The sequence below is a fragment of the Mesorhizobium sp. M0244 genome, assembly GCF_040321795.1.
Taxonomy (GTDB): Bacteria; Pseudomonadota; Alphaproteobacteria; order Rhizobiales; family Rhizobiaceae; genus Mesorhizobium.
Map to the genome: position 1 here is coordinate 1 of NZ_JAMYSE010000142.1, position 11,327 is coordinate 11,327.

An 11,327-nucleotide genomic window follows, 5' to 3' on the forward strand; every position below is an offset into this window, starting at 1 on the left:
GCCCGAGGGCGCGCAGCGGTTTTGCGACAACGACATGCACAAAAAGAACTTAAAGCGCGTCGCAGGAATCCGTTCAAACGCGACGCTCTTTAGGCTGGCGAAGCGGCCTGACCCGCGGCGACTTCGTTTCTCGCCGTGATCAGTGTCGATGAGCGGATTGGCCGGAGTGCGCCCATGGGGTTGTCGAAAGGCAAGGCAGTGACGAATGAGGCGAGGGCTTTTGCCGCGTGGAATCCCGCTCGGGGCTATGCGGTCATGCTCGCCTTGCCAGTATTGTTCCTGTCGATACTGTTCATTCTTCCACTGCTGACAGTGATCTACCTGGCAGTCTCGCAGCCGCCCGGTTTCGACAGTTTCGTCGCCGTGTTGTCACAGCGGGCCAGTCTCAAGGTTCTGCGCTATACCTTCCAGGTGGCCGGCACTGTCACCATCGCCTGCCTGTTGATCGGCTATCCGGTTGCTTTTGTGCTTTCCCGCACGAAAGGCGCCGTCCGCAATCTGGCCATCGCGCTGGTCCTCATCCCGTTCTGGACAAGCGTCGTGGTCAGGACATTCGCCTGGATAGTGCTGTTTCAGAGGTTCGGCATCATCAACAACACCCTGGTCTCGACGGGTCTGGTCAAAGAGCCGGTGACTTTCCTCTATAACAGTTTCGGCGTGCACATCGGCATGGTGCATGTCTTGCTGCCATTCGCGATTCTCCCCCTTCTGAGCACGATGCAGAACATGGACAAGACGCTGTTGAAGGCCGCCGAGGTGCTTGGCGCCAACCCTCTTCGCACCTTCGTGCACGTGTTTCTGCCGCTCTCGATGCCTGGGGTCATGGCTGCGGTGCTGCTGGTCTTCATCAGCGCGCTCGGCTTCTATGTCACCCCTGCGCTGCTCGGCGGACCGCCAAACATGATGATCTCCGTGCTGATCGAGCAATATGTCAATCGGACCTTGAACTGGCCAGCTGCAGCTGCCCTGGCGTCGATCCTGCTGGTCTTGACGGTCATCCTCTATCTCGTGTTCGAGCGGGTCTCGCGGAGGTTCGGCGGCCTGGGTGCTCTCAATTGATCTCCAAATTCATGTTCTCAGGCACGGCCATGCGATTCTGGTGGGGCGGCTTGATCACCTTCACCGTTGTTACGCTTTTTTACCTGATACTGCCGACCCTGGTCATCATCCCATTGTCGTTCAGCGACGGTACCTATCTTTCCTTCCCGCCACCGGCCTGGTCGCTGCGATGGTACGAGGCAATCTCGGACTCGCAATATCCAGCCGCCTTCGCCAACAGCATCAGGATTGGCATTCCCGCCGCGGCGTTGGCCACGGTCATTGGAACGTTGGCCGCACTCGGCCTTGTTCGAGGCCGCCCGCGATTTGCCAAACTCATGTCGGCCCTCGCGGTGGCGCCGTTCATGCTGCCGCAGATCGTGCTGGCTATCGGGCTCTACTCGATCTTTGCGCGGCTTGGTCTGGTCGGTTCGTATACCGCGACCATCCTGGCCCATGCCGTAGCGGCTTCGCCGCTGGTGTTCATTTCCGTCAGTTCGGCTCTGCGAAGCTATGACGCCACGCTCGAGACCGCTGCCATGACGCTCGGCGCGAATTGGTGGCAGACCTTCTGGCTGGTGACTTTCCCGATGATACGGCTTGGCGTGATTGCCGGCGCCATTCTGGCGTTCTCGTTTTCCTTCGACGAGATCATCATGGCGCTGTTTCTGACGAGTTCGCAGACGATCACGCTGCCAAAGCAACTTTATAGCGAGATGCGGTTCAACCTCACGCCAATCGTGGCTGCCGCCTCGACGATCGTCGTCCTGATTTCGTGCCTTCTCCTCTTGCTGGTGGCGATATTGCAAAGCAAGGCCGCGCGGGGCGATAGAGATCAGCAACAAGGACGAATTTCGTGAGTTTTGAAGCAAACAAAGGCGCCGACGTAAAATACCAGGGGATCGAGAAGACCTACTCCGCGATGCAGGCCCTTCGTCCGACCACGCTCGAAATTCGATCCGGGGAGTTCTTTTCGATCATCGGCCCCAGCGGATCGGGCAAATCGACCCTGCTGGGAGTAACCGTCGGTTTCATCCCTCCAACTGGTGGCAAGATCCTCATCGACGGATCCGATGTCGTCGGCATCCCGCCATATCGCCGAAACATCGGGATGGTGTTTCAAAGCTATTCGCTGTTTCCACATATGACGGCTGCGGAAAACATAGCCTTTCCCCTACGTATGCGAAGGGTGCCGAAACCCGAAATCCAGGCAAAGGTCGAACGGGTCCTGTCCATGGTGCGGCTGGCGGGCATGGGCGACCGTCAGCCGGCGCAGCTTTCGGGCGGCCAGAGGCAGCGCGTGGCACTGGCTCGCGCGGCGGTGTACGACCCGGGGCTGCTGCTCATGGATGAACCGCTCAGCGCTCTCGACAAGAATCTCCGAGAGGAGATGCAGAACGAGATTATGCAGTTTCAGCAGCAGATCGAAACAACAGTGCTCTACGTCACGCATGACCAGAACGAGGCGACATACATGTCGGATCGTATCGCGATCATGAACAACGGCATGGTCGAGCAGGTCGGGACGCCGGTCGAGCTGTATGAGAACCCAAGGAACAAGTTTGTCGCGTCCTTTCTCGGGGAGGCCAATATCTTTGCGGTTAGCTCGATCGAGGGCTCGGGCTCAGCCGTGACCGCTCGCACCGAGCAGGGATTCGTATTGCGGACCGCGGGCTCGGTACCCAAGGGAGAAAGCATTTCAGTCTGCGTGCGTCCGGAGCACATGACGATCGAGAGAACAAAGACATCCGCCGACAATTCCCTGGAAGGACAAGTAGTCGATGCGATGTTCTCGTCGGGTCATCTTATTTACCGGATTCAGCTGCAGGGAGGCCTGACGATCACTCAGAAAGTTCCTAACGTAGACGGTCGATTCAAGCCGGAGAAGGGCGAAACCGTAACCCTGAGCTGGAGCGCGGATCGAACTTTGCTGGTTGGCGACTGACGCTATTGCCCAGACCAAGACCGAAACCGTTTGGACCTATAAGGTGTGCCAGGGCAGCTATCCGAAGCTCTGGTCGCCACTTGCCGAGTTTGGCGACGGTCAGAGCGCCATTGCCCCAATTTGCCGAATGCGCAATACCTTCTCTTCTCAGGAGATCTGGTGCGGTAGGGCATTCGTCACCAAACTCCAAGCGCCAGCTCTCTAGCAACTCAGGGTTCACATGCGATCTATTCAACGCTCAGTCCATTTGTATGATCAGGCCTACGACATACTATGGGAGAAGATCCTTTCCGGCGAAATCAAGCCTGGCCAGCGCTTACGAGACATCGAGTTGGCAGAGCAGATGAAGATCAGCCGCACGCCGGCTCGCGAGGCGATGCGGAAGCTTGAGCAAGACGGTATCCTCAAAGCCCTGGAGCACGGCGGTTATGAAGTCACGGAGGTCCGCGCAGCTGACCTCAGGGATCTGTATCGCTGCCGGATTGTCCTGGAGGGGTTGGCGGCGCGCGACGCCGTCGACAATTTCACTCCCGGCGACGAAAGAAAGCTCAAGCAACTGATTGCACGAACCGAGGACTACATAAAGCAGGGCAAGTTCGAACAGGCGCTGAAATGCAACACGGAATTTCACGTCACGATCTGCGAGCTGTCCAAGAACGAGCATCTGATCAGGTTGCTTGAGTCCCTTTGGCGACTGATCATTTTTCATCGCAGCACCCTGATGAAGGCAGCCTTGTCTCGGACCGTCCCGCGCTATGCCGAACATCTGGAAAAGACCCAGCGAGAGCATCACGCCATCCTTGCTGCCATGGGCAGGGGTCCGGAGCATGCGGGGGCGGCAATGGAGCGGCATCTCTCCAACACGGCAGCGGACATGGACGAGATGCTGCGCCATATCGAATCCGTGGAAGCCTAGTCGGATGGCGCGAAGCAGGGGCTTCGCGACCTGAAAGCCTTAAAAGCCGGCGGGCGGCGGCATTGCTGCGTCCAATTTGCAGAAGGGCGTTGCAAGCTTTTCGAAACGCCGGTATCCTGAATACCGAATACGACTGGGACGTCCTGTGACTGCTATTCTTCCAACCATTGCCGTGATCGGCTGCGGCGGAACGGTCTCGAGTGAGGCGACATCGACCCTCGATACGTTGGACTATCCCGAACTGGGTCGGAAGCTTTCCGTCGAGGAGATGCTGAGCCGTCTTCCCGAAGCGCGGCTTGTCGCCGACCCCGTCGCTATCCCGTTCCGCGGCATCGGTAGCTCGGCTATGACGCCGGCCAACTGGATCGAACTGCGTGACCTGATCCAGCAGGTTGCGACGGAACAGCCGGGTATCAGTGGGCTCATCGTCCTGCATGGAACTGCTACACTCGAGGAAACCGCGTATTTCCTCGACTTAACGCTCGATGTCGCCCAGCCCGTCGTGCTGGTCGGCGCGCAGCGGCCGTTCAATGCGGTGAGTTCGGACGCAAGCATGAACATAGTGGGCGCGCTGCGGATCGCCGGATCCCCGGACGCCCACGGCAAAGGCGTTCTTGTTACGCTCAACGACGAAATTCACGCAGCTCGGGACGTCACCAAAACCTCGAGTTACCGGCTGCATACATTTCAGTCGCCCGAAACCGGCGTCCTGGGCCAGGTCGATGCCGATCGTGTACGGTTTTTTCGTGCGCTCGTTCGGCCGCATGCTCCCAATAGCGAGTTCACCCGCCCCAAGGTGACCCAAGTGCCGCGTGTTGACATAGTCTATTCCTATGCAGGTGTCGACGCGACTTTCATTGAAGCGGCGATTGCGGCAGGCGCAGTCGGGATTGTGTCGGCGGGCCTGGCGCCCGGTCTCCCCACACCTCCCGAAAAATTGGCCTTGGAGCGAGCCGTCACGCGGGGGATCACAGTCGTTCAGTGCACGCGTGTCATGAGCGGCCGGGTGGCGCCCCGCCGCTATCTGCGTGATGCAGGCTTAATTGCGGGCAATGACTTCAGCCCGCAAAAGGCAAGGATTCTACTGAGCTTGGCTCTTGCGAGATCGATGAACCCCGAGCAAATCGCAAACCTATTCGCCACGTATTGAATCCGGCAGTTCGAACAGGGCGAGTTGCCCAGATTAATTTTAGGCGCTTGGTATGGGACGAACGATGATTGATTTGGTGGTGCGCGGAGATGTGGTGGTAACGCCGCAGGGAGTTGGTGCTTTTGACGTTGCGATCTCTGGTGAAAAGATCGTTGCGGTGGCCTCGATTGGTGCGTTGGAGCTCGGCCCTGGCGTAAAACTGATCGACGCGGCGGGTAAAATCGTCATTCCCGGCGGCATCGACCCACATGTGCATTGCAAGTGGCCGATGCCGGTTCCAAACGGGCCGACCGGCCTCACCGATCCTCCATCTTCAGTAAGCCGGGCCGCGCTGCATGGCGGGACAACGACCGTCATCGATTTTGCCCGCTGGACGCATGGCAATTCGATCCAGGGAACGATCGAGCAGCGTGATCTGGAATGGAAGGGCGCATGCTATTGCGACTACGCCTACCATATCATGGTCGAAGGCGACCTGCCTGTAGACCTTCCCGCTCAGCTTGGAGAGGCGATCCAGGCCGGCTATCCGACAGTGAAGATATTCACCACCGACATCACCCCCAGCCGCAAAGGCCGAATGGTTGATTTCGGCGACGTGTGGGAGGTGTTTCAAATCCTGGCCAAGAACGGAGGACTTGGCGTCATTCACGCCGAAGACAACGACATCGTGATGCACATGTACGGCAAGCTCATTCGCGAAGGACGCGTTGGGTTTGAGAACCTGGCTGAGGTCCACAATTCGCTTTCGGAGGATCTGTCTTTCCGCCGCATCATCCGTCTTGCCGAAAGTGTCCCTGGCACGGCGCTCTACATGATGCACGTGAGCGCCGCTTCGGGCGTAACCGCCATCCGCGAGGCGCGCCTGAAAGGTCTCCCGATTTATGGAGAAACGCTCCACCAATATTTGCTCTATACGAATGAGGACTACCGTCGGCCCAATGGCCAGATCTACCATACCTATCCTTCGTTGAAATCGAAGGCGGACCAATCAGCGCTCTGGGATGGCTTCCAGGATGGCTCGATCAGCACCGTCGCCACTGACGAGATTTGCTGCACGCTCACCAAGAAAACCCAGGGCATGCGGATCGATGATACGACGGGCGGGAACGCCGGCTGCGAGCCGCGGATTTCCTTGATGTACACCGAGATGGTCGGGCGGCGCGGCTATTCGCTGAACCATTTCGTCGATCTCGTCTCATCCAATGCCGCACGCATCATGGGGCTTTATCCCCGCAAGGGTGCCATCGCGGCTGGCAGCGATGCCGATATCACCATCCTCGACCCGGCCAAGGGTCGCACGATCCGTGCGGCGGAACTGCATGAGGCAGACTACTCACCCTGGGAGGGCCACCAGGTCGATATATGGCCGAGCCTCACTATCTTGCGTGGCAAGGTCGTCGTCGACGACGGTCACTTCACGGGAACGCTCGATCACGGCCAATATCTGCCACGCCGAATCCCGGCCGAAATTCTCAACGGGCGGGCTTCGTGACAAACGCGGAACTCAGCGAGCTGCTGTCTGACAGCCTGGATCTGTGGGGGGTGATCGGGCAAACAGGGCTGCAGGGCGACGACGTCCAGATCGTGACAAAGGTCGGTCACACCGTCGCAATCCGCCGCCTTGGCGCGGCGAGGCAGGGGTGGTCGGTTCAGCTCATGGCATGGCCCGATGTTGAACCCGCTCCCGCTCGCCCCGTCAGGGCTTGTGCGTCGGTCGTTCCAATGCTCCGCACGATCCGCGCCCTTTTTAGCGCGGCAAAGCCTGAGGCCCGCCTGAGGTTTGCCTCAGAGCGGCCGCCCGCAAGCGGTGGCCATTGAAATGGTTCCTGTATCGATCCTCACAGGGTTCCTTGGCAGCGGCAAGACGACGTTGCTCCGTGGTCTGCTGCGCGACCCGCGCTTTGCTCGTTCGGCGGTGATCATAAACGAGTTCGGCGAGATCGGCCTCGACCACGACCTGATCGAGAGCAGCGATGAAAACCTGGTGCGGCTTTCAACCGGGTGTCTTTGCTGTTCCGTGCGCGGCGATCTCATCGAGACGGTGATGGACTTGATCCGCCGACGGAATAGCGGCGAGCTTCAGTTCGACCGGGTGCTCATCGAGACTTCGGGGTTGGCGGATCCGGCGCCAGTTCTTAGCGGATTTATGGCCGACCCAGGCATGGCCGAAAACAGCCGGCTCATGCCGGTGGTGACCGTCGTCGACGCGAAGCATGGTTGGGCAACACTTGACGAGCACGTCGAAGCGCGAAAACAAGTCGCGGTTGCCGACCGCATCCTTCTGACCAAGACGGATGTGGCCGGGGAAGCCGCGCCTTTGCGCAAGCGACTGGGGTTACTGAACCCGATCGCGCCGCTGATGACCGCGGTTGCCGGACAGGCGCCTTACGAACTCCTTTTTGGGAATAGCGGGGCTTCCGAAATTCCGGGCTTTGGGTCTTTCATCGCTACCGCGAATGCGCAGGCCGGCTTCGACCTGCACGACCCCCAACATACACATGGGATAGTCAGCTTCTCGCTCGTGCGTGAAAAGCCCGTGCCAGCAGTGGCATTGGCCTTGCTGATCGAGGCGCTAGTCGAGCACGCCGGTTCAGCGCTCCTCAGAGTGAAAGGTCTGGTCCAAGTTGCCGAAATGCCGGACCGGCCAGCGGTCCTCCATGGGGTGCAACATGTCTTCGAGCCACTCGACTGGCTTGATCAATGGCCCAGCGATGACCGCCGCACACGGATAGTATTCATAGGGCGCGCTATCCCCGTGAATTGGCCCAGGCGACTTCTGCAGGCCATCGAAAGCGAGAGTTTCTGAAGAACCGCCCTGTTCCAGCGCCTCTGTCGTGGGCGCAAAGTCGATGAGTTACTGCAGCCACGAATGCGCTGGTCAAAGTCTGGCGGAGATTGCAAGTTGGCTGCCGACTTCCACAATGGGTTAGCGTCTCATCACATTCTTAGGCCGACAGCCGTTGAAGCGCTTGAGGATTATGCATGACTTATCTGGTCACCGGCGCCACCGGGTTCATTGGCACCAACATCGTTGAGCACCTCGCAGGTGAAGGAGGAAGGGTCGTTGCCCTCAGCAATGTCGCGCCATCGGCGCGGCAGAAGCAGATGGCGGCCAAAGCCAGCGGCGAAGTGATCTTCGTGCTTGGGGATGTCCGTGACCAGACCGGGCTCGAGGAAATTATTGAGCGCCATGGCGTCGAACGGTTGATCCACGCGGCGGTGATCACCTCCAATGCGGAGCGCGAGAAAACGGGGGCGTCGCTGATTGTCGACGTCAATCTCGTGGGCGCCGCGGCGGCCGCAACCGCCGCAGCGAACAAGCGGTTACGGCGCTTCGTGCTGGTGGGATCAGTCGGTGTGTTTTCGGCATACAACCTGCCTGACGGAATGGTCATCGAGGAAAGTCAGCCACAGCGAGCGGAAACGCTCTATGGCATCAGCAAATCGGCGGCCGAACGCATCGTCCGTCGCATTTGCTCGCTCAACGGCCTGCCCTACGTCATCGGCCGAGTGGCGACCGCATTCGGTCCGTGGGAACACGATTCAGGTTATCGCGATACGCTGAGCCCGCTCCATCAGATCACCCGCATTGCCCGCGCTGATGGGATTGCCATTCTCAGGCGTGACAGGAAGAGCAACTGGCACTACGGCCGCGATGCCGCCGCTGCGCTTGTCACCCTCGCACAAGCAGAGTCGCTGCGTTACAGCGACTACAATCTAGGGCCGCAATGGGTCTGGCCTCTCGGCGAGTGGTGTGCCCGACTGGCGCAGCGCTTTCCAAATTTCCGATATGAAATTGGCGGCGAAGGCAATGTAGAGCTTTACAGTTCGAATGATGGCGGTTTCCTCTCGGGGGCGCGCTTTACAGAGGAATTCGGTCCCAGCGCGTGCTTCGACCTCGACGCTGCCTTCGCCGACTTCATGTCCTGGCTCGACGAGCCCCAAACGAACTGATAGCGCGCAGCTGCGGCGCATCGGCAACTCTGCCAGCGCGAGCGCGCCGAACATGACCCAGCTGTTGGCCTCGCTCGCTCCTGAGGTGAGGACGATCTGATCGGCATCCGCCGGGCCGCCAAGCAGGTCGAGCATCGCGATACGTGCGTCATCGACAGGCCGCGCTGCGCCTAGGAGCTCGCCTGCAGTTGAGGAGGCGTTGAGGAACAGCGTCTCTTGGTAGTAGCGCATGGCCTCCAACACCTCAGGGTGGGGCGAGGGCAGCGCTCTATCGGTTACGACTTGGCGGTTAGTTGTGCCGCATGCGTTTCGAACGCGGCCGCTCTTGGTCTAGAACGATGCACGAGAAACTGAATTGCCGCGTTGTCCAACGTGAAGGGCCTCGCCGGTTTGCGGCGACCTATCCCAATCACGTCACTCGCCGTCTAAGCGATCGCCTTCCGGGGTGACCAACTGGAGTACCGCCCGGAACACGTCGTTAATCCGATCCTGCCAGCCCGGCCCGTCCTTCTGGAAATAATCCAAAACAGCGCGATCAATCCTGAGTGAAACAAGCCTCTGACATTTGGAGCAGCCGCGGCTTGCCGAACCAGTACTGCCGGCTTCTTGATTGGCTTGAAAGCGACCTCGGCTGCAGCCATCCAGACTCAGGACAGATGAGGCGACAGCTCTCCATCATGCGAGGAGGTTCCATTGGCCGGGAACAATAGGCACGCGCACTCCATGACACGATGTTCGGACAGTTGCGCAGCCATCCATGTCGGATTTGGGGCAGTCGATCAGCGCACGGCGCCGACGTAATCTTCGACCTCCAGCAAGGTCCGCTCAAAGAGGTCAGCTATTTCGTTGACATCGTCGTCGCTGATGATGAAAGGAGGACAAAGCGCGATGATGTCGTCTATCGGACGAATGATGAGACCGTTGGCAAGCGCCTTACGATCGAACGCCGCTCCGACTTTCAGCTCTGGATCGAACCGTTGACGTGTCTCTTTGTTCTTGACCATTTCCACCGCGAGCATAAGACCTTCGCCGCGTACCTGGCCGACAATCGGGGAGTTTTCGCCGATGGCTTGCAGCCGACCCTTGAGACGTTTTCCCCGCTCCCTCACATGCTCGACAATGCCCATTTCCCTGTAGATAGCCAATGTCTCGAGCGCAACCGCCACCCCCACCGGGTGGCCCGAATTGGTGAAGCCATGGCCAAAGACGCTGCCGTCGCGGTTGAATTCGCGCACGCTCTCGTAGATCTGCCGGGAAACAATCACCGCTGACAAAGGGAAATGCGATGACGTGATGCCTTTCGCCAAAGCCATCATGTCGGGCTTCATCCCAACAGTCTCCAGCCCAAATATGTTGCCTGTGCGGCCGAAGCCACAAACGATCTCGTCGTCAAGGCAGAGAATTCTGTATCGGTCGAGCACGGCCTGGATCGCGGGGAAATACCCAGCCGGCGGAACCACGACGCCGCCGCCGGCGTTTATCGGCTCGGCGATGAATCCCGCAATCGTCTCCGGCCCTTCCGTTTCAACGATCTCCCGCAGTTCTTCGACAAGCCTGGCGACAAATTGCTCTTCGGTCTCTCCCTGTCTCCCCTCGCGATAGAAATCCGGGCAACCAGCGTGGAGGAAGCCTGGCAGGGGCAGGCCAAACTCCCGATGCAGACGCGGCAATCCTGTCAGGGATGCGCCAACGACAGTTGAGCCATGGAACGCACGCTGGCGCGAGATGATCTTTCGCCGCGAGGCGTTTCCTTTCTGGGCGTGGTAGAGCGCCGGATGGGTCCTCGGCTACGAGCTCGGCCTCAGCCTGCCGCCGGATTGGGTCGGCGACTTCTATTTCCACTATCAGGACGACAAATATCTCGATCGCGTTTTCGAAGAGAACATGGTCACCAATCTCGAAAGCCTGTTCAACACCTGGCTGATCGACACCATCGTCTATGAGAAGAACGGCGCGCGCATCCTTTCGAACACGCCGATCGAATTGATCGTGGTTTGACCCGGGCAGCATCCAATCCAATGACCTTGAATGCCAGGCGACCACTGCCGCAAAGCCTGTATGCGGAAACCGCACTGCCGGCGATCGAAACGCCGCCGCTTGAGGGCGACCGGTCCGTGTCCGTCGCCGTGGTCGGCGGCGGGTATACAGGCCTGTCCACGGCCCTTCACCTTGCCGAAAGAGGGATCGATGCCACGGTTCTCGAACGGTATGAGCCAGGCTGGGGCGCCTCCGGCAAGTCGTGGCTGGCCTGCGCCTTCGGCCGGCAAGCGGCACGGCTCGATCATTCCGTGCTCTATGTGCGCGTGCCGCGCCTGTTCGAGGAT

9 protein-coding genes and 2 pseudogenes are annotated in these 11,327 nt (G+C 59.5%); 9 read left to right on the forward strand and 2 right to left on the reverse strand.

From position 1 onward, the window contains the following. Positions 1-174: 174 nt before the first annotated feature. The 8 genes from NKJ08_RS36635 (at position 175) to NKJ08_RS36670 (ending at position 9,003) form a co-directional block, all read left to right on the forward strand. On the forward strand, positions 175-1,059 hold the full coding sequence (locus tag NKJ08_RS36635; protein ID WP_352786105.1) for an ABC transporter permease: 885 nt from the start codon (positions 175-177) through the stop codon (positions 1,057-1,059). After that, a complete protein-coding gene (locus NKJ08_RS36640; RefSeq protein ID WP_352786106.1) occupies positions 1,056-1,898 on the forward strand; it encodes an ABC transporter permease in 843 nt (280 codons plus the stop codon). The genes NKJ08_RS36635 and NKJ08_RS36640 overlap by 4 nt, the downstream gene beginning before the upstream one ends. Next, the gene (locus NKJ08_RS36645) at positions 1,895-2,983 is read left to right on the forward strand and encodes an ABC transporter ATP-binding protein (RefSeq protein WP_352786107.1); all 1,089 of its coding nucleotides are present in this window, start codon (positions 1,895-1,897) and stop codon (positions 2,981-2,983) included. Before NKJ08_RS36640 ends, NKJ08_RS36645 begins: the two co-directional genes overlap by 4 nt. Positions 2,984-3,230: 247 nt before the next feature. After that, the gene (locus tag NKJ08_RS36650; protein ID WP_352786109.1) at positions 3,231-3,899 is read left to right on the forward strand and encodes a GntR family transcriptional regulator; all 669 of its coding nucleotides are present in this window, start codon (positions 3,231-3,233) and stop codon (positions 3,897-3,899) included. Between the two features lie 145 nt (positions 3,900-4,044). Then, positions 4,045-5,049 carry an asparaginase gene (locus NKJ08_RS36655; RefSeq protein WP_352786111.1) on the forward strand — a complete coding sequence of 335 codons (1,005 nt, stop codon included), beginning with the start codon at positions 4,045-4,047 and terminating at the stop codon, positions 5,047-5,049. A 64-nt stretch (positions 5,050-5,113) separates the two neighbouring features. After that, positions 5,114-6,541, forward strand: coding sequence for an amidohydrolase family protein (locus NKJ08_RS36660; RefSeq protein ID WP_352786112.1), 1,428 nt, complete (start codon positions 5,114-5,116; stop codon positions 6,539-6,541). Positions 6,542-6,868: 327 nt separating this feature from the next. Beyond that, positions 6,869-7,855, forward strand: a complete 987-nt coding sequence (locus NKJ08_RS36665; RefSeq protein ID WP_352786114.1) for a CobW family GTP-binding protein — start codon at positions 6,869-6,871, stop codon at positions 7,853-7,855. Between the two features lie 176 nt (positions 7,856-8,031). Then, positions 8,032-9,003 (forward strand): NAD-dependent epimerase/dehydratase family protein, encoded by a 972-nt coding sequence (locus NKJ08_RS36670; protein ID WP_352786115.1) that lies wholly within the window; start codon positions 8,032-8,034, stop codon positions 9,001-9,003. A gap of 414 nt (positions 9,004-9,417) precedes the next feature. On the opposite strand, the pseudogene NKJ08_RS36675 reads toward NKJ08_RS36670, so the two are convergent. Next, positions 9,418-9,644, reverse strand: a pseudogene (locus NKJ08_RS36675) (BrnA antitoxin family protein). 138 nt (positions 9,645-9,782) lie between these two features. Beyond that, positions 9,783-10,757, reverse strand: a pseudogene (locus NKJ08_RS36680) (aminotransferase class III-fold pyridoxal phosphate-dependent enzyme); the annotation flags it as partial. A 264-nt stretch (positions 10,758-11,021) separates the two neighbouring features. Between NKJ08_RS36680 and NKJ08_RS36685 the strand changes: the two are divergent. Beyond that, positions 11,022-11,327: FAD-dependent oxidoreductase (locus NKJ08_RS36685; protein WP_502906384.1), on the forward strand; the 306-nt coding region annotated here is incomplete at its 3' end.